This window comes from Streptomyces barkulensis (assembly GCF_002843305.1).
Taxonomy (GTDB): Bacteria; Actinomycetota; Actinomycetes; order Streptomycetales; family Streptomycetaceae; genus Streptomyces; species Streptomyces barkulensis.
Genome location: NZ_PGSG01000084.1, coordinates 19421 through 39322, shown reverse-complemented (window position 1 = coordinate 39322; position 19902 = coordinate 19421). Strand labels below are relative to the sequence as shown.

Below are 19902 nucleotides of genomic sequence, written 5' to 3'. Positions count from 1 at the left end.
CCGGCGCCCGGATCATTTTCTCGTCAGCAGACCAGGCATATCGTGCTGCCCTGGATGACGAACTGGGCCGCGGTCGGGGTGGCCGGCGTGGCCATGGCGGGGGTCTCGCAGTCCGAATGGAAGCCCGGCGCCGATCCGCTGAGGACGGTGTTCGCGAAGTCTTGCGCCGCAAGCGCCTCAGGGCGGATATCGGCGGAATCCGGTCGCGTCGCGGTTAATTCAGATCGCACTTCACTAACCTTTCGTCGATGATCATACGAGCGAAATGGTCTCGACGTGTCGAACATTGCTCTCGTCGCCCACTGCGAGCGGACGCGCCGCACGACACGGAACTCGATCTCTTGAGCGACTGTAAGCACCCTCCCCGGAACACGTCAAGCTCAATTAATCCCCAGCCATCTTGCGCAACGTGACACTTGACGTGTCTCAAAATCTACTTCTCTTTTCGGCCGACGAGAGGGCGCATTACACCGTGGTCACGCTGGAGGGTGTTGTTCCGGCTGCGGAGGGTGAAAGTCGCCGATCGGACCTCGGCCCGGACCTCTGCACCCGGCCGTTCATCTCATGTTTCGACACCGGAACTCCTCGAAAACGTTCCAGGCCGAAACTGCCCGGGGACGTCTCGGCGGCGAGTCGGTTGGTTATGTCCCCTCCGGCTCCCCGTGCGCCCCGGAGGGGCAGACGCCGCGTCGCAGCGGCTTCGCGGGGCCCGCCCCCGGACGCCTTGCGCCTTGCTCGGGAGCGGGCCTCCGCAGAGGGGCCGCGGAGAGGATCAGGAGCCCTCCGCCTGGAAGTCGGAGAGGGCCTGGTTGAAGCGGGTGAGCAGTTCGCAGAAGACCGTCCGTTCCTCCTCGTCCCAGTCCCGGGTCAGCAGTTCCATCAGCTCGCGCCGCGAGGCGCGCACCTGCTCCAGCCGCGCGACGCCGCGCGGGGAGAGCTGGAGGACCACGGCGCGGCCGTCATCGGGGTGGGAGGTGCGTTTGACCAGGCCGGACTCCACCAGCGGGGCCACCTGGCGGGTCACGGTCGAGGAGTCGATCCCCATGCCCGCGGCGAGCGCCTTGACGCCCGTGGGTCCGTCCCGGTCCAGCCGGTTGAGCAGCAGGTAGGCGGCGCGGTCCATGGAGTTGCGGGCCTGTCCGACGCCGCCGAGCCGGGTCTGCTCCGCGCGGCGCGCGAAGAGGGCCACCTGGTGTTGCAGGGCGTCGAGGTCGAGAGGGGGTGCGGAGCCGGTCCGGTCCTGGTCGGGGTCCGGGCGGCCTGCTGTGGGGGGCATGCTGGCCTGCACGCTCTCTTCGCTCGTTTCGTCGTGGGGGTGTGCGGTCGTCATGTCCGGGTGCGTGGGCATGGCCGGGTGCTCGCTTCTTCGTGAATACGGGGTACGACGGGCTGAGGGTGTGCCACAGAGTACGCGCCCCGGGCCCGCCCCGTACCGGCAGCGTACGAATGAGCGGCTCCCGCGGCGGGAAGCGGGGCGCGGCGCCCGCCCGGGCTCCGCGGGGTCCCGGGAGGCGGCCGGGGTCCCCGCGAGCCGCCCGCGGGCCGGGCTGCCAGACTGGCGGCATGGTCGCCAGCACTGTCCAGCACACCGGCCGCGACGACGCGCCGGCACTCACCCTCGACGATGTACGCGCCGCCCAGAAGACCCTCTCCGGCGTGGCCCGGACGACCGCGCTGGAGGGCAGCCGCCACCTCGGCGAACTGGTCGGCTCCCCCGTCCACCTCAAGTGCGAGAACCTCCAGCGCACCGGATCGTTCAAGGTCCGCGGCGCGTATGTGCGGATAGCCGCGATGTCCGCCGAGGAGCGCGCCCGCGGGGTCGTCGCGGCCTCCGCGGGCAACCACGCCCAGGGCGTCGCCCTGGCGGCGTCCCTGCTGGGGGTGCGCTCGACGGTCTTCATGCCGGTGGGCGCGGCGCTGCCGAAGGTGGCGGCGACCCGTGACTACGGCGCCCGGGTGCGGCTGCACGGGCAGGTGGTGGACGAGACGCTGCGGGCGGCGCAGGAGTACGCGGCCGAGAGCGGCGCGGTCTTCATCCACCCCTTCGACCACCCCGACATCGTCGCCGGCCAGGGCACGGTCGGGCTGGAGATCCTGGAGCAGTGCCCGGAGATCCGCACGGTCGTCGTCGGCATCGGCGGCGGCGGGCTGGCGGCCGGGGTGGCGCTGGCGGTCAAGTCGCTGCGGCCGGACGTGCGCGTGGTAGGGGTGCAGGCCGAGGGGGCCGCCGCCTACCCGCCCTCGCTGGCCGCCGGGCATCCGGTGACCTTGGAGTCGGTCTCGACGATGGCCGACGGGATCATGGTCGGGCGGCCCGGTGACGTGCCGTTCGGGATCATCGGCAGGATGGTCGACGAGGTCCGCACCGTGAGCGAGGACGCGATCTCCAGCGCTCTGCTGCTCTGCCTGGAGCGGGCCAAGCTCGTCGTCGAGCCGGCCGGCGCCAGCCCGGTGGCGGCGCTGCTGTCCGCTCCGGAGGCCTTCGAGGGGCCGGTGGTGGCCGTGCTCTCCGGCGGCAACGTCGACCCCCTGGTGCTGCAGCGCACCCTGCGGCACGGCATGGCGGCGGCGGGCCGCTACCTGTCGCTGCGGCTGCGGCTGACCGACCGTCCGGGGGCGCTGGCGGCGCTCCTGGCGGAGCTGTCGGTGGCGGACGCCAACGTCCTGGACGTCAGTCATGTGCGGACCGACCCCCGGCTCGGGCTGACGGAGGTGGAGGTGGACCTGCATCTGGAGACCAAGGGTCCGCAGCACTGCGCCGAGGTGAAGGCGTCGCTGGTCAGGGCCGGCTACACGGTGACGGGCTGAGGCGTACGGGGGCGGCCGCACGGGGCGGCGCGGAACGGGTCGCCCCGGGCACGTCGCGCCGGTGGGGCACCGGTGGGGACACTGGTGGGGACACTGGTGGGGCGCCGTTGGAACACGTCCGCGGGACACGCCGTAAATCGTTTGACGCGATATATCGCGTTGCTGCATAGTGCTGACCCGCACCGCGCCCGCGGTGTGTCCGCGGGCATCCGCACGCGCCGTCGCATTCGGTGCGGAGCGGCTGCTCTCCGCGGTTTCCACTGTTGCCGCGGTTCCCAGCGTTCCCGTCCTTTTCCGACCACCCACACCCATGGGAGACCTCCATGCCAGGTGCCATCCACGCCGAGGGGCTGGTCAAGACCTTCGGCGACGTCAGGGCTCTGGACGGTGTCGACCTCGACGTCCCCGAAGGCACCGTGCTGGGCCTGCTCGGGCCCAACGGCGCGGGGAAGACCACCACCGTACGAGTGCTGACCACACTGCTGCGGCCCGACAGCGGCCGCGCGGTCGTGGCGGGCATCGACGTGCTCAAGCAGCCCCAGGAGGTGCGCCGTTCCATCGGTCTGTCCGGGCAGTTCGCCGCCGTCGACGAGTATCTGACCGGCCGTGAGAACCTCCAGATGGTCGCCCGCCTCTACCAGATGTCCGCACGCGACGCCAAGCGGCGGGCCACCGAGCTGCTGGAGCGGTTCAACCTCGCCGACGCCGCCGACCGGACCGCCAAGACGTACTCCGGCGGCATGCGCCGCCGTCTCGACCTCGCCGCCGCGCTGGTCGTCAGCCCGCCCGTGATGTTCATGGACGAGCCGACCACCGGCCTGGACCCGCGCAACCGCCAGGCGCTGTGGGAGGTCATCGAGGAACTGGTCGCCGGCGGCACCACGCTGCTGCTGACCACCCAGTACCTGGAGGAGGCCGACCGGCTCGCCCACGACATCGCCGTGGTCGACCACGGCCGCGTCATCGCCCGCGGCACCTCCGACGAGCTCAAGGCCCGCATCGGCGGCGAGCGCATCGAGGTCGTCGTGCACGAGCGCGACGACATCCGCACCGCCGAGGAGGTCCTGCGGGGCCTGGGCAGGGGCGCGGTCGCGGTGGAGGAGCACACCCGCAGGCTGACCGTCCCGGTCGTCGGCGGCGCCAAGCTTCTGGCCGAGGCCATCCGGGAGCTGGACGCCCGCGGCGTGGAGCTCGACGACGTGGGCCTGCGCCGCCCGACCCTCGACGACGTGTTCATCTCGCTGACCGGCCACGCGGCACAGGACGCCGAGGAGGCCGGGACCGGCCCGGACGGCAAGGGCACCGGGTCCGCCGCGAAGGCCGCGGGCCGGAAGGAGAACACCAAGTGAGCACCACCACCGGTTCCACGCCCACCACCCGCGCGCCCCGCGCGGGCGGCGGCATCGGGCAGTCCCTGACGGACTCGCTGACCATCGCCAAGCGCAACCTGCTGCGGATGATGCGCATCCCGGAGATGGTGATCTTCGGCCTCATCCAGCCGGTCATGTTCGTGGTGCTGTTCAGCTACGTCTTCGGCGGCTCGATCAGCATCCCCGGCGCCGGTGTGGACGCCGGCGCCTACCGCGAGTTCCTCATGGCGGGCATCTTCGCCCAGACCGTCACCTTCGCCACGGCCGGCGCGGGCGCGGGCATCGCCGAGGACATGCACAAGGGCCTCGTCGACCGCTTCCGCTCCCTGCCGATGGCGCGCGGCGCGGTCCTGACCGGCCGCACCCTGGCCGACCTCGTCCAGACCGCGCTGACACTGGTGGTGCTGGCCGTCGTGGCGGCGATCGTCGGGTGGCGGGCCCACGAGGGCGTCCTCAAGGCGCTGGCGGGCTTCTGTCTGCTGCTCCTGCTGGGCTACGCCTTCACCTGGATCGGCGCGCTGATCGGCCTGTCGGTGCGCACTCCGGAGGCGGCGACCTCCGGCGGGCTGATCTGGCTGTTCCCGCTGACCTTCATCTCGATCGCCTTCGTGCCCTCGGAGAACATGCCGTCGTTCCTGCAGCACGTCGCCGAGTGGAACCCGTTCAGCGCGACCGTACTGGCGGCCCGCGAACTGTTCGGCAACCTCCCGCCCGGCTACCAGGCGCCCGACGCCTGGCCCATGCAGAACCCGGTACTGGCCTCGCTGCTGTGGTCGGTGCTGATCATCGCGGTCTTCCGCACCCTGGCGGTGCGCAAGTACCGCTCGGCGGCCTGACCGGCGCGCCGTGCTCACAGCCGTGCTCACGACCGTGAGCACGGCGAAGCGGCCCCCGGTCGCCACGGAAGGATCCGTGGCGGCCGGGGGCCGCGTCGTCCGCCCCTCGGAGGGCTCAGCCCTGGTACGGCTTGGCGTTCAGGACCCGCACCGAGGCCATCTTGCCGTTGGGCAGCTCGTACTCGGCGTCGTCGCCGACCTTCTTGCCGTTCACACCCCGGCCCAGCGGGGACTGCGGGGAGTAGGTCTCGATGTCCGAGCTGGCGTACTCGCGGGAGGCGAGGAGGAAGGTGATCGTGTCGTCCTCGTCACCGTCGAAGGCGACGGTGACCACCATGCCGGGCTCGACCACGCCGTCGTCCGCCGGAGCCTCGCCGACCTTGGCGTTCTCCAGCAGCTGGGTGAGCTGGCGTACCCGCAGCTCCTGCTTGCCCTGCTCCTCCTTGGCCGCGTGGTAGCCGCCGTTCTCACGGAGGTCGCCTTCCTCGCGGGCCGCCTCGATCTTCTTGGCGATCTCGATGCGGGCAGGACCCGACAGGTACTCCAGCTCGGCCTTGAGCTGGTCGTACGCCTCCTGGGTGAGCCAGGTGACGTTGTCGCTGGTCTGGGTCACAGGTGCTCCTCGTAGGTACTCTCGGATATAAAGCAACGCCCTACCCGAAGGGTGCGCCTTCATGGGTGGGCGAAACCACGAGCCTAACAATTCCGCCGGAAAAGGGAAGAAGGTCGGACCTTCGGGGCCCGGGGAGGACCGTCAGTTTCCGCCGGCCGCCGTACAGCCGATCAGCTGGGCGCTGGTGGCCCGCTCGGTGGTGCGTACGGTGACGACCTCGTCGATGCGGCCGCGAGGCCCGTCGAAGGTGAAGTCCGCACGGCCCACGTCCCCGCCGTCCGCCGCGAGGGTGTTGACGGTGCACACTCCGGTGACGTCCTCGCCCTTGCGGACCTCCAGGTGGACGGCCACCTCCCGGTCCGAGACGATCTCGAACTTGATCAGCTCGCCGCTGACCTTCGTCCCGGTGACGTACGACACCCCGAACCAGGCGATCAGCGCCAGGAACGCCACGCCCAGCACCGCGCCGACCGCCTTCAGGCGGCGGTCCGAGCGCCCGTCCGCCGAGCGCCCGTACCGCCCTTGGGGCAGCTGCGCGCGCGCCGGGTCAGCCGAACTCATCGCCATGTCCTGCCGGTCCTGTCGGTCCTATCGGGAATACAAGCGGATGCCGCTTCGGTCACTATAGAAGCCGTCTCCCATGACCAGGTAACGAGGATCGAGCCTTGACTGAACAGCTCAGACTGATGGCCGTGCACGCGCACCCCGACGACGAGTCGAGCAAGGGCGCGGCGACCATGGCGAAGTACGTGTCCGAGGGGGTGGACGTGCTGGTCGTGACCTGCACGGGCGGGGAGCGCGGCTCCATCCTCAATCCGAAGCTCCAGGGCGACGCCTACATCGAGGAGCACATCCACGAGGTGCGGGCCAGGGAGATGGCCGAGGCCCGCGAGATCCTGGGCGTGAAGCAGGAGTGGCTGGGCTTCGTCGACTCCGGTCTGCCCGAGGGCGATCCGCTGCCGCCGCTGCCGGAGGGCTGTTTCGCGCTCCAGGACGTGGACGAGGCCGCCGAGCGGCTGGTGCGCAGCATCCGCGCCTTCCGGCCGCACGTGGTCACCACCTACGACGAGAACGGCGGCTATCCGCATCCGGACCACATCATGACCCACCGGATCACGATGGCGGCCTTCGACGCCGCGGGCGAGGCCGGCCGGTACCCGGAGGCGGGCGAGCCCTGGCAGCCCCTGAAGCTCTACTACAACCAGGGCTTCAACCGTCCCCGCACCCTCGCCCTGCACGAGGCGATGCTGGAGCGCGGTCTGGAGTCCCCCTACGGCGAGTGGCTCAAGCGGTGGGAGGAGTTCCAGCGTCCCGAGCGCACGCTGACCACCTATGTGCCCTGCGCGGACTTCTTCGAGGTCCGGGACAAGGCGCTGATCGCCCACGCCACCCAGATCGACCCCGACGGCGGCTGGTTCAAGGTCCCGATGGAGCTCCAGAAGGAGGTCTGGCCGACGGAGGAGTACGAGCTGGCGAAGTCTCTGGTGGACACGTCCGTCCCCGAGGACGACCTCTTCGCGGGCATCCGTAACAATTGACGCCATGAGCCCGACCACTCTCGCCCTCACCCAGGCCCCCGGCCTCGTCGACCTCGCCAAGGAGTTCGACGAGAACAAGGTGACGCCCGGTGTCCTCGGCTTCCTCGTCTTCGCGGTGCTGGGACTGGCCGTCTGGATGCTGATGAAGTCGCTGAACCGCCACATAGGGAAGGTCGACTTCGAGGAGTCGCCCGCCTCGGACGCCGGGCGGTCCTGACCCCGTCCGGCACCTGCGCACACCGGCCGCACACCGGCCGTACACCGGTCGCACACCGGCCCGGCCCCGCGTACGCGGCGTACGCGCCGCCGCACACCCCCTCGGGCGTGCGGCGGCGCGTCGGCGTGCCCCGGGAGGGCGGGCCCGGCGCCCGGCCCGTCAGACCTGGGCGCCGCTGTCGCCCGGCCGGCGTCCGTCCCCCGTCCCGAAGCGGCCCGCGGCCGCCGAGGACCTGCTCCGCGCCGGCCTGGGCGGCGGCGCGCTGCTGTGCGCCTCCAGTTCGACGGCCAGCGGCGTCGCGGTGAACACCGAGGACCAGGTGCCCACGACGATGCCGATCAGCAGCGCGACGGCGAAGTCGGTCAGGGTGTCGCCGCCGAGCAGGGCGAGCGCGGCCAGGATGAACAGCGCGCCCATGCCGGTGTTCACGGTGCGGGGCACGGTCTGGAGGACGGCGGCGTTGGCGACCCCGGCGAAGGGCTCCCTGCGCCGGGCCGCCCACAGTTCGCGGACCCGGTCGAAGACCACCACCGAGTCGTTGACCGAGTAGCCGATCACGGTGAGCAGGGCGGCCAGGAACACCCCGTCGACCGGCTTGCCGAGCCAGGCGAAGATCCCGACGAGGATGAGCACGTCGTGGACCATCGCCAGCACCGCGCCCACCGAGAAGGTCCAGCGGAAGCGGATCGCCAGGTAGAGCATCTGGGCGGCCAGCGCGACGCCGAGGGCGATCAGGGCGCCCCTGCGCAGCTCGTCCCCGAGGCTGGGGCCGATCAGCTCGTCGCGGATCTTCTCCGTCTCCCCGCCCAGTTCCCCGATCGTCTCGGCCACCTCGGCCGCCTCGTCGTTGGACAGCTCCTCGGTGCGCACCGAGATGTCGCCCTCCCCCGAGGTCTGGACGACGGCGCGGGGGAAGCCCGCCTCGGCCAGCGCCGAGCGCGCCCGCTCCGGGTCGACGGGGGAGGCGGTGGAGTACTCGATCAGCCGCCCACCGGTGAACTCCACCCCGAAGTCCAGCCCGCGCGCCGCGATGCCCGAGCCCGCCAGGACGACGGCGGCCAGCGAGACCGCCAGCCAGCGCCGCCGCCGGCCCATCAGGTCTGGCTCGCGGCGGTTGATCCACTCCCGCACCCGGCCCACGCCCGCGATGCCGGTCAGCCGCGGCCGCCCGCGCACCGCGTCGCGGGAGACGGCGAACTCGGTGAGCACCCGGGTGATCAGCAGGGCGCTGACCATGGAGGCGAGCACACCGATGGACAGGGTCACGCCGAAGCCGCGCACCGGCCCGGAGGCGAAGAAGAACAGCAGGCCGGCGGCCAGCAGCGTGGTGACGTTGGAGTCGGCGATGGCGCTCAGGGCGTTGCGGAAGCCCTCCGTCAGCGCCCTGGACAGGTTCTTGCCGCCGCGGGCGGCGTACTCCTCCCGGGCGCGTTCGAAGACCAGCACGTTGGCGTCCACGGCCATGCCGATCGCCAGTACGAAGCCGGCCAGTCCCGGCAGGGTGAGGGTCGCGCCGAGCGCGGTCAGCGCGGCGTAGGAGATGAGCCCGTAGCAGGCCAGGGCCACGGTGGCGAGGGCGCCCAGCAGGCGGTAGACGGCGATGATGAACAGCGCGGTCAGCGCGGTGCCGATGATCGCGGCCCGGGCGCTGGCCTCGATGGCCTCCTCGCCCAGGGTCGGGCCGACGGTGCGCTGCTCGATGATCTCCACCGGCACCGGCAGGGCGCCGCCGTCGATGAGCAGGGCCAGCTCCTTGGCCTCCTCCTGGGAGAAGTCGCCGGTGATCTGGGTGGAGCCGCCGGTGATGCCCCGCTCGCAGGCGACCGAGGGATCGACCTGCGGCGCGGAGATGATCTCGTCGTCCAGGACGATCGCCACCCGCCGCCTGGGGTCGCCGGGCGGCGCGCAGGCGGCCTGGCCGGTCAGTTCGGCCCAGGCCTCCTCACCGCCGCCGCGCAGGTCGACGGTGACGTACCAGCCGCCGCCGGTCTGCTGGTCGATGGCCGCCTCGGCGTCCTCCACCCCCTCGCCGGTCAGCTCGGCCGGCCCCAGGCGCAGCGGCCGGCCCGAGGTGTCGGGCAGGACGCGCTCGCCCTCCTCCTCGGCCTCCTCCCCCTCGGCCGCGGCGCCGAGGACGGGGTGGAAGGTGAGCTGTGCGGTGCGGCCGAGGACGTCGGCGGCCTCGCGCGGGTCCTGCAGGCCGGGCAGTTCGACGATGATCCGGTTGTCCCCGGACCGGGTGATGTTCGGTTCGGCGACGCCGAGCGCGTCGACGCGGCGGCGCAGCACCTCCAGGGTTCGGTCGGTGGCCTCGCGGTCGGCCTCGGTGGTGGGCGAGTCGCGGGTCTCCAGCACGATCTGGGTACCGCCGCGCAGATCGAGGCCGAGCCGCGGGGAGGAGGTCACCGCGGCGTAGACGGACAGGGCGATCACGGTGAGGGCGAGGAGCGCCCGCACCAGGGTGGCGCGTTTCAAGGTGTGCCTCCAGCAGGGCGCCGCGGCCGGGTGCCGGCCGCGGCGGTGGGACGACGGGGAACGTCAGCTGTCCGGCGGAGGCGGCGGCGCCCGGCCCTGAGGGCGTGCGGTGTACGGGGGACGTGCGGCGGTGTGCGGCGGGGGTGCGGGCGGGCGTATGCCCGCGGTGGTCCGGGCGGGGCGGGCCCGGACCGGCAGGGCCGCCCCCGCGGGGTGCGGGGCGTGCCGCTCGGCCGCGGCGTCCCGGTGCAGCAGGGGGGTGCGGTCGCACTCGGCCGCGCAGGGCCCGTCGGCGGTCTGCGCGGCCGCGGCGGCGGCGTTCGGCGCGGCGCCCGGCGGAGCGGAGGCGGCCGAGGCCGCCGAGGCGTGCGCGGAGCCGAGTGCGGAGCCGAGTGCGGAGACGGTGGGCGCCAGGGCCCCCAGCAGAAGGGCCAGGACCGCCGGCAGGGCCCGTGCCGGCGCGAACCGGAGCACGGCGGACCGCTGGTCCATGCCGCCTCCTCCTCCGCTGTCCTCCTCCGGCACCCGGCGCCGTCGGTCACCGCGGGCGCCGGCGCGGCGCCCGCGTCCTCCCGTATCCGCCGGCGGGCGCGGAACCGGGCTCAGGGCTCGATCAGCCCCGCGCGGATCGCGTAGCGGGTCAGTTCCAGGCGGTCGCGCAGCCCGAGCTTGTGCAGCATGTTCGCACGGTGCCTCTCCACCGTCTTGACGCTGATGACCAGTGTCTCGGCGATCTCCTTCGAGGAGTGGCCCTCGGCGACCAGCTTGAGCACCTCCTCCTCCCGTGCGGTGAGCACCCGTTCGGGGATGTCCCCGCCCTGCCGGACGCGGTCGAGGTAGCTGCGGATCAGCGCGGTGACCGCACCCGGGTAGAGGAACGGCTCGCCGCGCATCGCCGCGCGGCACGCCTCCACCAGATCCCGGTCGGCCACCGACTTCAGCACGTACCCCGAGGCCCCGGCCTTGAGCGCCTCGAAGAGGTACTGCTCGTTGTCGTACATCGACAGGATCAGGATGCGCAGGCCGGGGTGGCGGGCGGACAGCTCCCGGGCCGCCTGCAGTCCGGTCATACGGGGCATGGCGACGTCGAGGACGGCCAGGTCGACGGGGTGCTCGCGGGCCGCGGCGACGGCCTCGGCGCCGTCCCCGGCCTCGGCGACGACGCTCAGGTCCGGTTCGCCGTCCAGGATGAGCCGCACCCCGCGGCGGACCAGCGCGTGGTCGTCGGCGAGCAGGATGCGGGTGACGCCGGGCTCGGGCGCGTTCACGCAGCCGCCTCCTGTGCGGTGGTGGTCGCGCCGACCGGCGGCGTCGGTCGCGCGGGCGCTCCGTCCACGGGCACCGTCAGACGGACCCGGGTGCCGCCCTCCGGCGCCGGGCCGATGTCCAGGTCGGCGCCGACCAGCAGCGCGCGCTCCCGCATGCCGCGGATGCCGGCGCCCTCCGGGGCGGAGCCGATGCCGCGGCCGTCGTCGCGCACGCTCAGCACCACACCGCCGGCGGTGCGCCGCAGCCGCAGCTCGACGCTGCCGGCCTCGGCGTGGCGGGCGACGTTGGTCAGGCTCTCCTGGGCGACGCGGTACAGCACCAGCTCCCGCTCGCCGTCCAGCGGCGGCAGCCCGCCCTCGAAGCTGCGGCGCACCCTCAGTCCGGTGTGGGTGGAGTAGTCGGCGGCCAGTGCGGTGAGGGCGCTGACCAGGCCGAGGTCCTCCAGTACGCCGGGGCGCAGCCTGCGCGCCAGCCGCCGCACCTCGTCCAGGCTGCCGCGGGTGGTCTCCTGGGCGTGCCGGAGCTCGGCGCGCAGCTCCTCGTCCGGGGTGCGGTCGGCCGCCCGCTTCAGCTCCAGCAGCACGGCCGTCATGCTCTGGCCGACCTCGTCGTGGAGCTCCTGGGCGATACGGCGGCGCTCGGCCTCCTGCGCGGACAGCACCCGGGCGCTGCTGGCGGCCCGCTCGGCCTCCAGCCGGTCGAGCATGTCGTTGAAGGTGCGGATCAGATCGGCCACCCCGCCGTGTCCGGCCACCGGCAGCCGGTGGCCGGGCCTGAGCAGGTCGACCCGGGTCATCAGCCGGGTCAGCCGCTCCAGCGGCGCCAGTCCGACGCGCAGCAGGGCGGCGTTGGCCACCAGCATCACGGCCAGGCCGGTGACCAGTACGACGGCCTCGGTGAGCAGCACCGGCACCGAGACGGTCACCGGCGCCCACAGCAGCAGCGCCGTGGCCGCGCCGAGCACCAGGGCGTTGAGGGCGAAGATCCGCCAGAACAGGGACACGGCGTGCACGTCCTCCTCCATCACCTGCGTCCCCACCACTATCCGCCATCGGCGCGGTCCGGCCGGCATCGCCCGGCCCTTCCCCGCCAGCCTGCCGCGGCGGGGCCGCCCCGGTCGATCGGTGACGCGGGCCATCCCGCCCGGCCCCGGTGCCCCTGCCCCGCCCGGTGCGTACACACCGCCCCCACCCCGGAATGGGTGGCGCCACCGATGGACCGGAACCGGCACGCCGTCCATGGTGGGAGCGCAGGGGCGCGTGGCCCCTCTCCCGGGACGGGCCGCGCGCCCTCCCGTATGCCATCGGCCTCCCTCAGCCCGGAAGGAACACGACCGCGATGACGATCGACGCGGCCCGCTCCGCGGACCCTCCCGAACGCCTCCCGGCGCACGACGCGCGTCTGCGCCTGGAGCACGAACGCGACTCCCGCCTGTCCCAGCTCAACGCCGTCGAGGAGGCCGCGGACCAGGCGTCCGCGGACCTGCTGGCCGTCCAGACGGACTCCGCCCGCCGGGTGCTGGCGGAGATCGACCTGGCGCTGGCCCGGCTGGAGGACGGCACCTACGGGGTCTGCGAGGGCTGCGGCAGCGCCATCCCGGCCGAGCGGCTGGAGATCCTGCCGTACGCGAGCCGCTGCGTCGGCTGCCAGCAGCGCTCCGCCTGACGGCATGTCCACCTGACGGTGCGGGGGTGGGCATCACGGCGGGGGCGCGGACACCGCACGCCCGCGCCCCCGCCGTGATGCCCGCCCCCGCACAGGACGGCGGGGACCGCGGCCCCGCCGCGATCCCCGCCGACACCCCGTACGGCCCGGTCGGGCCCGGGCCCGACCCTGGCTCAGCCCAGCGCCTGCGCCAGATCCGCCACCAGGTCGTCGGCGGCCTCGATGCCCACCGACAGCCGCACCAGATCCGAGGGCACCTCCAGCGCCGAGCCCGCCGCCGAGGCGTGCGTCATCCGGCCCGGGTGCTCGATCAGGGACTCCACCCCGCCCAGCGACTCCCCGAGCGTGAACAGCTCCGCCCGGTTGCACACCTCGACCGCCGCCTCCTCGCCCCCGGCGACCCGGAAGGAGACCATGCCGCCGAAGTCGCGCATCTGCTTGGCCGCCACCTCGTGCCCGGGATGCGTCTCCAGCCCCGGGTAGTACACCTGGACGACCTTCGGGTGGGAGACGAGCAGTTCGGTGATCCGCGCGGCGTTGGCGCAGTGCCGGTCCATGCGCACCGCCAGCGTCTTGGCGCCGCGCATCACCAGCCAGGAGTCGAACGGCCCGGCGATGGCGCCCATCGCGTTCTGGTGGAAGGCCAGTTCCTCGCCCAGCGCGGTGTCGGCGGTGATCAGCGCGCCGCCGACCACGTCGGAGTGGCCGCCCATGTACTTGGTCGTGGAGTGCACCACCACGTCCGCGCCGAGTGCCAGCGGCTGCTGGAGGTAGGGGCTGGCGAAGGTGTTGTCCACCACCAGGCGGGCGCCCGCCGTACGGGCCACGTCGGCCAGCGCCGCGATGTCGGCGATGCCCAGCAGCGGGTTGGACGGGGTCTCCACCCACACCGCCTTCGTGCGCGGGCGCAGCGCGGCGCGCACGGCCGCCGGGTCGGAGGAGTCCGCCACGTCCCACTCCACGCCCCACCGCTCGGCGACCTTCGCGAACAGCCGGAAGGTGCCGCCGTAGGCGTCGTTGGGGATGACGACGTGGTCGCCGGGGGTGAGCAGGGTCCTCAGCAGGCAGTCCTCGGCGGCCAGTCCGGAGGCGAAGGCCAGCCCGCGCCGCCCGCCCTCCAGCGCCGCGAGGTTCTCCTCCAGCGCGGTGCGGGTCGGGTTGGCGCTGCGGCTGTACTCGTAACCGCCGCGCAGGCCCCCCACCCCGTCCTGCTTGAACGTGGAGACCTGGTGGATCGGCGGCACCACCGCCCCGGTGGCGGCGTCGGGCTCCTGCCCGGCGTGGATGGCGAGGGTCTCGAAGTGCTGCGCCGGGGTACGCGCCGCGTTCTGCTCCGCGTCCCGCGCCTCGTCCCGTGCTGCGTGCTGGTCACTCATGGCCACGAGCCTAGCCCCGCGGGCCGTACCGTGGAGGCATGGAAGCCCTGCTGTTCCTCATCGCCACCGCCGCCGTCGTCGGCCTGCTGATCGTGCCCGCGGTCCGCCGCCGCCGGGCGCTGACCGGTTCCGGGGGCTCCCCCGGCGTCCGGGCCGCCGGCGATCCGGACCGCTACGGCCTCGTACCGCCCGAGCGGCTCGACGTACGGCTGCCGGGCCCCGACCCGGAGCTGATCGAGGCACTGGAGGAGACCCAGCGGACCCAGGACTGGCAGCCCGTCGCCCGGCTGCTCGCGCTGACCGGCGACGACTGGGAGCTGCGCTGGCAGCGCGTGCAGTCGCTGGCGGGCGCCGCGGCCGTGGAACTGGCGCGCTCGCGCACCGCCCCCGCGCCCCCCGAGGCCCCGGCCGAGCCGGCCCCCTCGGCCGACCAGACCCCCTCCCTCAGCAAGGAGCAGCCGCCCGCCCCCGCCCCGGACGCGCGCTGGCTGCGGAACTGGCGCACCACCTCCCCGCGCGACGCCGGCTGCGCGCAGGTGTACGCGCAGTTCCTGGTCTGGCAGGCGCTGGGCGACACCGGCTCGGCCGACCGGCGGATCATCCTGGAGGAGGCCCGCGAGATCGCCCGCGAGGCGGTCCGGCTCGCCCCGGCCGACCCCACCGCGTACATCACCGACCTGTTCGCCGCCCGCGCCCTGGGCGTGCGCCGCCCCGAGTTCGAGGAGCGGTGGGAGGAGGTGCGCAGGCGCGCGCCGCACCACATGGGCGCGCACCTGGTCGCACTGCCGTACTGGTCCGCCAGGGGCCACGGTTCCAAGGAGGACGCCTACGCCTTCGCGCAGCGCGCCGCGGGCGAGGCACCCGAGGGCAGCCTGCTGCCGGCCCTGCCGCTCTTCGCGGTCTACGACCACCTGCCGGAGGCCAACATGGTCAGCGGCCTCTACCGCAGCGCGGTGGTGGAGCAGGCCGTCGAGGGCGCGCGGTACGCCCTGCACCACGCGCCCGCCGACCACCCCGTCGCCCCGCACGTGCGCCATCTGCTGCTGTGCTTCCTGGTGCGCGCCGAGCGGTACGCGCAGGCCGTGGAACAGGTGCGGGCCGTCGATGGTTATGTCGGTGCGCTGCCCTGGGTCGACGGCGGCGACCCGGTGGCGGAGTACTCGGCGTACCGCGCCCTGGCGGTCGCCGGCTACGAGAGCCTGGGCGGCGACGCGGCGCACACCCCGCCGGCGCACTGAGACGTAGGGGCGGCGTACGGCACACGGCGTACGCCGCCCCCAGGCGGCACCGGGCCCCACCGGGCCCGCCGAGGCCACGAGGAGAGTTGAGCATGCTGTTCGGCCACTTCAGGAAGTCCCTCCCGACGGCGGAGGAGGCCCTCAAGGGCCGCCCGGAACGCCCCTACACCGTCCCCGAGGCCCACACCGTCCTGGGCAACCCGCTGCTGGGCCCCTACCCGGAGGGGCTGGAGACCGCCGACTTCGGCCTGGGCTGCTTCTGGGGCGCGGAGCGGAAGTTCTGGCAGACCGACGGGGTGTGGACCACCCTGGCGGGCTACCAGGGCGGCCACACCGAGAACCCGACGTACGAGGAGGTCTGCTCGGGCCTGACCGGGCACACCGAGGCCGTCCGCGTCGTCTTCGACCCGTCAAAGGTCACCTACGAGGAGCTGCTGCGGGTCTTCTGGGAGTCCCACGACCCCACCCAGGGCTTCCGCCAGGGCAACGACGTGGGCACCCAGTACCGCTCGGCGGTCTACACCCACTCCGCCGAACAGGATGCCGCGGCGAAGGCGTCGCGCGACTCCTACCAGGCCGTCCTGGCCTCCTCGGGCTACGGCGAGATCACCACGGAGATCCTCCCCGCCGGGCCCTTCTACCCGGCCGAGGGCTACCACCAGCAGTACCTGGACAAGAACCCCGGCGGTTACTGCGGCATCGGCGGCACGGGCGTGAGCTGCCCGGTCGGCGTGGCCCGGGCCGAGGGCTGAGCCCCTGGCCGACCTCTGCCCAGCCGCCTCGTCGCGACGCCCCCGCCTGCTCCCGCAGCGCGGGGGCGTCACCGTCTTCCGGCCGGGTCAGCCGAGGTAGGGCCGGTCGCGGTGCTCCAGGAAGTGCCGGAGCCTGAGCCGCTGGGTGTGGTGCATGGACAGGGCGTCGATCTCTCCGGGCGGCACGAACCGCAGCTCGGTGGACTCGTCCGAGATCGCCAGTCCGCCCCCGGTGACGCGGGCGGTGAAGCAGACGTTGAACTGCCGCCTGACCTCACCGTCGCTGTAGGCGATGACGTGGCGGGGGTCGGTGTAGGTGCCGACCAGACCGGTGATCTCCACATCCAGCCCGGTCTCCTCCTTCACCTCGCGCACGGCCGTGCCCGGCAGGGAGTCGGTCATCTCCATGCCGCCGCCGGGCAGGGCCCACAGATCGTTGTCGCGGCGGCGCTGGAGCAGGATGCGGCCCTGGTCGTCGGTGACGACGGCGGAGGCGGCGACGACCAGACTGTTGGGCTCGGGGGCGTCGGGGTCGTCGTAGTACTCGGTCCGTGCCATGCCTCACTCTTCCCGTACCGGTGTCGCCGTTGCCCAGACGGCGTCGAAGCTCTGCGCGTAGGTGTCGAAGACCTTGCCATTGTCGTGGCGGCGCAGGTGCCACACGGGCGCCCCGTAGGCGTTGACACCCCACACGTGGGCGTTGACCAACATCTGATCGTCTGCCCGGTAGAGGGAGTTGTAGAGCGTGGTCCCGTGCGTGCGGATCTCGATGCCCGGCACGCCGACCAGTGGCCGGTAGTGCATGAGCGCGAGTCGGCAACGGGACTCGATGCCGTGGCCGAACTTCTCTTCCCGGCCGCGCTGCTGGACGTTCTCGCTGTCGGCGTCGCCGATGGCGATGCGCACGGTGCACCCCTCGGCCGCCCGCTCCCGCAGCAGGTCGTTGAGGCGGGGGTACGCCTCGTGCAGGAAGACGGCCGCGTAGACCAGCACGTCGATGTGCTCGCGGGCCTGGGCGAGCATGTCCGTGAAGGTCGACACGGGAACGTCCGCGCGCTGGTCGTACAGGGCCATCAGTTCGGGACTTATGGCTCGTGCGCTGCGGGCCTGGCGCAGGGCCGGCCAGAGTGCGTGCACGTCTTCTCCTAAGGCTTCGGCAGCCAGCATCGCCGTCGTGCGGCGCGGGGTACGGCCGAGGTTGACCCACCGCTCAACGGACTTGGGGTCCACCTCCGCCTTCGCCGCGAGGGTGGCGTAGGTCCACCCACCGGCTGCCATGGCGGCTCGTAGTCGCTCGTTCTGCACCGAGTCTCTCCCTGGTCGCGGGGACGTAGCCAGGGACGTTCTACCAACTCCGGGACGTCCCCAAATGGGTTTTGGGGGAGGTACCAACGTCCGTGGTACCGGCGTGATCCTCACTGCATGAGCGACAAGGGAGCCCTCGACGTGGGCACGCTGGCGCTGGACGAACGAACGGGCCGCGTGGGCCGGGTGATGGACCACCTCGGCTCGCACGTACAGCTCAGACCGCCCGGCGGCGGCCTGGAGTGGGACGCGGACCCGGGCCAGGTGCGGCCCGTCACCCCGAAGGAGCGGCTGACCGCGCGGCTGGCCGAGGTCAACGCATACAGCAGGAACCCGTACGGCAAGGACGCGCCGTGATGCGCACGGTCTTCCGCTACATCACGTGGACGATGGCACCGCACATCACCGCGGACGCCCCCGAGATGCTGCACGAGCTGGAGTGCTCCTCGTGCCTGGCCTCCTCCGGCACGGAAGCGGACTTCGACGAGGCGCGCGCCTGGGCCTTCTCCCACACGGGAAGCCACCCGTCCCATCGCACGTACCGGGAGGTCGTCACCCGCAACTGGCGCATGCCCCCTGCCGAGGGGGAGTACCTGTGAGGCAGCGCCTGTTCTGCGTGCTGATGGTCGTCTTCTGGGTCGCGGTGGTCATACCGCTGGCGATAGCCGGCGACCCCTACCCACGCTGACCGGCAAGACAAGTGAAGAAGCCGGACCACCCCTCGCCCGGACAGCATCCGGGTGGTCCGGCTCTGGGAGCCCTCGCGGACCCCGGTGCCCGATAAGTACCGGGGCCGCCGTCATGCCTGATCGTCAGCGCGAACGGCACGGTGCCAAACCTCATTCGCAGGAAGGGAAGTTCAGTGCAGCACGCCCCGACAGGCCCTGCCTCCGAGAGCGGCGAACTGGACCCGGACGGCTGGCTCTGGGTCCGTGGCGTGGACTACGTGGCGGGCTGGCGAGACGCGACGAACACAGCGGCCGACCTGACCGACGCCCTGTCCTCCGCCGGCATCGACACCACCGAGCTGGCAACCCGTGCCGACACCGACGCCGACGGCTCGGGCGTCCTCCACTTGCGCCTACCGACCCTCGCGGCCCAGGAGGTAGCCCGCCTACTGCGAGAGCAACCGAACGCATCAACGGCCCGCGGTAGCCACCCCAGACCGCATGCTGGCCACCGCTTTACAAGTTCGATCCAAGTCCGCTCTTGGCGCTAGCGTCGACTGGTCTGTCGGCCCCTCAAGGATGCCCCTGTGCGCTGATGTCCGGCCTCGTTGATGTCGATCGCGGATGTCAGAAGTCGCGCAGCCCTACTTGCTGTCGACCGACGCCAACATGGTGCTCAGAAGCCACGCGGCACCGTTCGCTTGCTCACCATCACCGTGTGCCGCCTCCACCAGCGCCATCAGCGCAGCACCTGTACCAGGGCCGAGGCGGTACACCAAAACCACCCGATCTTGGCGCTTCGGTATCTCGAACGGTACGTGACCGAACCCACCTGCCCGTAGGCCGGCAGAGATCTCCGCCACCACGTTCTTCTTCGCACGGGCTGCCCCCACAGCGTTGCGAAGCGCCTTGACGCTGATAGCTGCATAACCTCTACCGTCGTCTACGGCCTTCTCAACCTCACTGAGGTCCAACGTTCCCTCCCCTTCAGCGGGCTATGACCCTACCCGGCGCATCGTGGCCTCATTCATCTCTGGGTGATCGAGTGGGGTCCAGGCGCCAGTAGCACTTGGGGATCCCGGTCGCCGCCGCACCCCGCTCCGGTCCTCCTCGTTCTCAGAGGTCGCACGTGCCCGTCGTTCACGAGGTCTGCCGGCTGCGCCCCCGGTACCACAGCGTCAATGGTGTACCGATCGCGATGACCATGAGTGCCGCGGCCAGGATCCACATGCGCGGCGGCATGGAGTCCTTGGACAGGGCGAAGGCGATGCCCGCGGCGGCCCCGGCTGTTATGCCAAGTGACGGGCGCCAGTCGTCGTCACGGATGACCGCGTTACCGAAGAACGTCAGGAGCCACGGCACCGTCATCATCGCTGCGAAGTACCAGCCGCCGCCGTCGGGGACAGAGCACCCCCGGACCGATTCCCCACAGCCGAGGTACACCGAGCCCGCGAGCGCCCAGCCCCACCAGAAACCCCAGCCCCTTGTTCTCCATATCCGGATGGTAGGCACGGCCCGGCCCGGCGGTTTGAGTACCGCCGCGAACGCCACCGACTCACGGTGAGAGGGGGCTTGGTCCGGCGGAAGGGCCTTGCCCGGGAACCCTTCCCGGCTGTCGGCGTCCGCTGGTGTCAGCGGAACAGTTCCGGCAACGGGCACGCCTCCAGCGGCTCCTCCGGCCGGTCGGCCCATTTCCACCACAGGTGCCGCCCGGCACAACTCCACAGCGAGCGGCAGGCTCGTCGGCCGTCGTCCTGCCGCCCCGAGAGCAC

General features: G+C 72.4%; 23 protein-coding genes. 10 read left to right on the top strand and 13 right to left on the bottom strand.

All coding sequences use genetic code 11. From position 1 onward, the window contains the following. Window positions 1–23: 23 nt before the first annotated feature. Together CUT83_RS31605 and CUT83_RS15345 are read right to left on the bottom strand one after the other, a co-directional pair. Complete coding sequence (locus tag CUT83_RS31605) at window positions 24–287, bottom strand: cypemycin family RiPP (protein WP_143688572.1); 264 nt, start codon at window positions 285–287, stop codon at window positions 24–26. Window positions 288–772: 485 nt separating this feature from the next. Then, window positions 773–1276 carry a MarR family winged helix-turn-helix transcriptional regulator gene (locus tag CUT83_RS15345; protein ID WP_101256427.1) on the bottom strand — a complete coding sequence of 168 codons (504 nt, stop codon included), beginning with the start codon at window positions 1274–1276 and terminating at the stop codon, window positions 773–775. A 287-nt stretch (window positions 1277–1563) separates the two neighbouring features. Between CUT83_RS15345 and ilvA the strand changes: the two genes are divergently transcribed. From ilvA to CUT83_RS15330, 3 genes are all read left to right on the top strand, one after another. After that, window positions 1564–2808, top strand: a complete 1245-nt coding sequence (ilvA, locus tag CUT83_RS15340) for a threonine ammonia-lyase (protein WP_101256402.1) — start codon at window positions 1564–1566, stop codon at window positions 2806–2808. A 323-nt stretch (window positions 2809–3131) separates the two neighbouring features. Beyond that, on the top strand, window positions 3132–4157 hold the full coding sequence (locus CUT83_RS15335; RefSeq protein ID WP_101256401.1) for an ATP-binding cassette domain-containing protein: 1026 nt from the start codon (window positions 3132–3134) through the stop codon (window positions 4155–4157). Next, window positions 4154–5014 (top strand): ABC transporter permease, encoded by an 861-nt coding sequence (locus CUT83_RS15330; RefSeq protein WP_101256400.1) that lies wholly within the window; start codon window positions 4154–4156, stop codon window positions 5012–5014. The genes CUT83_RS15335 and CUT83_RS15330 overlap by 4 nt, the downstream gene beginning before the upstream one ends. A 115-nt stretch (window positions 5015–5129) precedes the next feature. Here CUT83_RS15330 and greA read toward each other — a convergent pair whose 3' ends face one another. After that, window positions 5130–5627 carry a transcription elongation factor GreA gene (greA, locus tag CUT83_RS15325; RefSeq protein WP_101256399.1) on the bottom strand — a complete coding sequence of 166 codons (498 nt, stop codon included), beginning with the start codon at window positions 5625–5627 and terminating at the stop codon, window positions 5130–5132. Between the two features lie 141 nt (window positions 5628–5768). Next, window positions 5769–6188: a DUF4307 domain-containing protein gene (locus CUT83_RS15320; RefSeq protein WP_101256426.1), complete on the bottom strand. Its 420-nt coding sequence runs from the start codon at window positions 6186–6188 to the stop codon at window positions 5769–5771. A gap of 104 nt (window positions 6189–6292) precedes the next feature. Between CUT83_RS15320 and mca the strand changes: the two genes are divergently transcribed. Next, entirely contained in the window at window positions 6293–7165 is an 873-nt protein-coding gene (gene mca, locus CUT83_RS15315; protein WP_101256398.1) for a mycothiol conjugate amidase Mca, read from the top strand. A gap of 4 nt (window positions 7166–7169) precedes the next feature. Next, entirely contained in the window at window positions 7170–7382 is a 213-nt protein-coding gene (locus CUT83_RS15310) for a hypothetical protein (protein ID WP_101256397.1), read from the top strand. A 159-nt stretch (window positions 7383–7541) separates the two neighbouring features. Here CUT83_RS15310 and secD read toward each other — a convergent pair whose 3' ends face one another. The 4 genes from secD to CUT83_RS15290 form a co-directional block, all read right to left on the bottom strand. Next, complete coding sequence (gene secD / locus CUT83_RS15305) at window positions 7542–9857, bottom strand: protein translocase subunit SecD (protein ID WP_101256396.1); 2316 nt, start codon at window positions 9855–9857, stop codon at window positions 7542–7544. Window positions 9858–9920: 63 nt separating this feature from the next. Then, entirely contained in the window at window positions 9921–10349 is a 429-nt protein-coding gene (locus CUT83_RS15300) for a hypothetical protein (protein WP_101256395.1), read from the bottom strand. A gap of 110 nt (window positions 10350–10459) precedes the next feature. Next, complete coding sequence (locus CUT83_RS15295; RefSeq protein ID WP_101256394.1) at window positions 10460–11125, bottom strand: response regulator; 666 nt, start codon at window positions 11123–11125, stop codon at window positions 10460–10462. Then, a complete protein-coding gene (locus CUT83_RS15290) occupies window positions 11122–12129 on the bottom strand; it encodes a HAMP domain-containing sensor histidine kinase (RefSeq protein ID WP_101256425.1) in 1008 nt (335 codons plus the stop codon). The genes CUT83_RS15295 and CUT83_RS15290 overlap by 4 nt, the downstream gene beginning before the upstream one ends. Before the next feature lie 335 nt (window positions 12130–12464). Between CUT83_RS15290 and CUT83_RS15285 the strand changes: the two genes are divergently transcribed. Next, window positions 12465–12791, top strand: coding sequence for a TraR/DksA C4-type zinc finger protein (locus CUT83_RS15285; protein ID WP_101256393.1), 327 nt, complete (start codon window positions 12465–12467; stop codon window positions 12789–12791). 173 nt (window positions 12792–12964) lie between these two features. On the opposite strand, the gene CUT83_RS15280 is transcribed toward CUT83_RS15285, so the two are convergent. After that, window positions 12965–14167, bottom strand: a complete 1203-nt coding sequence (locus CUT83_RS15280) for a cystathionine gamma-synthase (RefSeq protein WP_101256392.1) — start codon at window positions 14165–14167, stop codon at window positions 12965–12967. A gap of 38 nt (window positions 14168–14205) precedes the next feature. Here CUT83_RS15280 and CUT83_RS15275 point away from each other — a divergent pair, with 38 nt between their 5' ends. Both CUT83_RS15275 and msrA read left to right on the top strand, forming a co-directional pair. Further along, window positions 14206–15405, top strand: coding sequence for a hypothetical protein (locus CUT83_RS15275; protein WP_101256391.1), 1200 nt, complete (start codon window positions 14206–14208; stop codon window positions 15403–15405). Window positions 15406–15497: 92 nt separating this feature from the next. Next, window positions 15498–16157: a peptide-methionine (S)-S-oxide reductase MsrA gene (gene msrA, locus CUT83_RS15270; RefSeq protein WP_101256390.1), complete on the top strand. Its 660-nt coding sequence runs from the start codon at window positions 15498–15500 to the stop codon at window positions 16155–16157. 87 nt (window positions 16158–16244) lie between these two features. Here msrA and CUT83_RS15265 read toward each other — a convergent pair whose 3' ends face one another. Together CUT83_RS15265 and CUT83_RS15260 are read right to left on the bottom strand one after the other, a co-directional pair. After that, window positions 16245–16715, bottom strand: coding sequence for an NUDIX domain-containing protein (locus CUT83_RS15265; protein WP_101256389.1), 471 nt, complete (start codon window positions 16713–16715; stop codon window positions 16245–16247). A gap of 3 nt (window positions 16716–16718) precedes the next feature. Then, complete coding sequence (locus CUT83_RS15260; RefSeq protein ID WP_173915080.1) at window positions 16719–17435, bottom strand: helix-turn-helix domain-containing protein; 717 nt, start codon at window positions 17433–17435, stop codon at window positions 16719–16721. A 144-nt stretch (window positions 17436–17579) separates the two neighbouring features. Here CUT83_RS15260 and CUT83_RS15255 point away from each other — a divergent pair, with 144 nt between their 5' ends. Together CUT83_RS15255 and CUT83_RS15250 are read left to right on the top strand one after the other, a co-directional pair. Continuing rightward, window positions 17580–17819, top strand: coding sequence for a hypothetical protein (locus tag CUT83_RS15255; protein WP_101256387.1), 240 nt, complete (start codon window positions 17580–17582; stop codon window positions 17817–17819). Continuing rightward, entirely contained in the window at window positions 17819–18061 is a 243-nt protein-coding gene (locus CUT83_RS15250; RefSeq protein WP_240957550.1) for a DUF7848 domain-containing protein, read from the top strand. The genes CUT83_RS15255 and CUT83_RS15250 overlap by 1 nt, the downstream gene beginning before the upstream one ends. A 713-nt stretch (window positions 18062–18774) precedes the next feature. On the opposite strand, the gene CUT83_RS29845 is transcribed toward CUT83_RS15250, so the two are convergent. Beyond that, window positions 18775–19104 (bottom strand): hypothetical protein, encoded by a 330-nt coding sequence (locus CUT83_RS29845; protein WP_143688571.1) that lies wholly within the window; start codon window positions 19102–19104, stop codon window positions 18775–18777. Window positions 19105–19270: 166 nt separating this feature from the next. Beyond that, a complete protein-coding gene (locus tag CUT83_RS29840; protein WP_143688570.1) occupies window positions 19271–19681 on the bottom strand; it encodes a hypothetical protein in 411 nt (136 codons plus the stop codon). Window positions 19682–19902: the final 221 nt, after the last annotated feature.

What these genes read in the sequence shown, in the direction of transcription:
- CUT83_RS31605 (WP_143688572.1), bottom strand. Translation starts at nt 287, where the DNA reads ATGTTCGACACGTCGAGACCATTTCGCTCGTATGATCATCGACGAAAG.
- CUT83_RS15345 (WP_101256427.1), bottom strand. Translation starts at nt 1,276, where the DNA reads ATGCCCCCCACAGCAGGCCGCCCGGACCCCGACCAGGACCGGACCGGC.
- ilvA (WP_101256402.1), top strand. Translation starts at nt 1,564, where the DNA reads ATGGTCGCCAGCACTGTCCAGCACACCGGCCGCGACGACGCGCCGGCA.
- CUT83_RS15335 (WP_101256401.1), top strand. Translation starts at nt 3,132, where the DNA reads ATGCCAGGTGCCATCCACGCCGAGGGGCTGGTCAAGACCTTCGGCGAC.
- CUT83_RS15320 (WP_101256426.1), bottom strand. Translation starts at nt 6,188, where the DNA reads ATGAGTTCGGCTGACCCGGCGCGCGCGCAGCTGCCCCAAGGGCGGTAC.
- CUT83_RS15310 (WP_101256397.1), top strand. Translation starts at nt 7,170, where the DNA reads ATGAGCCCGACCACTCTCGCCCTCACCCAGGCCCCCGGCCTCGTCGAC.
- CUT83_RS15300 (WP_101256395.1), bottom strand. Translation starts at nt 10,349, where the DNA reads ATGGACCAGCGGTCCGCCGTGCTCCGGTTCGCGCCGGCACGGGCCCTG.
- CUT83_RS15285 (WP_101256393.1), top strand. Translation starts at nt 12,465, where the DNA reads ATGACGATCGACGCGGCCCGCTCCGCGGACCCTCCCGAACGCCTCCCG.
- CUT83_RS15280 (WP_101256392.1), bottom strand. Translation starts at nt 14,167, where the DNA reads ATGAGTGACCAGCACGCAGCACGGGACGAGGCGCGGGACGCGGAGCAG.
- CUT83_RS15275 (WP_101256391.1), top strand. Translation starts at nt 14,206, where the DNA reads ATGGAAGCCCTGCTGTTCCTCATCGCCACCGCCGCCGTCGTCGGCCTG.
- msrA (WP_101256390.1), top strand. Translation starts at nt 15,498, where the DNA reads ATGCTGTTCGGCCACTTCAGGAAGTCCCTCCCGACGGCGGAGGAGGCC.
- CUT83_RS15265 (WP_101256389.1), bottom strand. Translation starts at nt 16,715, where the DNA reads ATGGCACGGACCGAGTACTACGACGACCCCGACGCCCCCGAGCCCAAC.
- CUT83_RS15260 (WP_173915080.1), bottom strand. Translation starts at nt 17,435, where the DNA reads ATGGCAGCCGGTGGGTGGACCTACGCCACCCTCGCGGCGAAGGCGGAG.
- CUT83_RS15255 (WP_101256387.1), top strand. Translation starts at nt 17,580, where the DNA reads ATGAGCGACAAGGGAGCCCTCGACGTGGGCACGCTGGCGCTGGACGAA.
- CUT83_RS15250 (WP_240957550.1), top strand. Translation starts at nt 17,819, where the DNA reads ATGCGCACGGTCTTCCGCTACATCACGTGGACGATGGCACCGCACATC.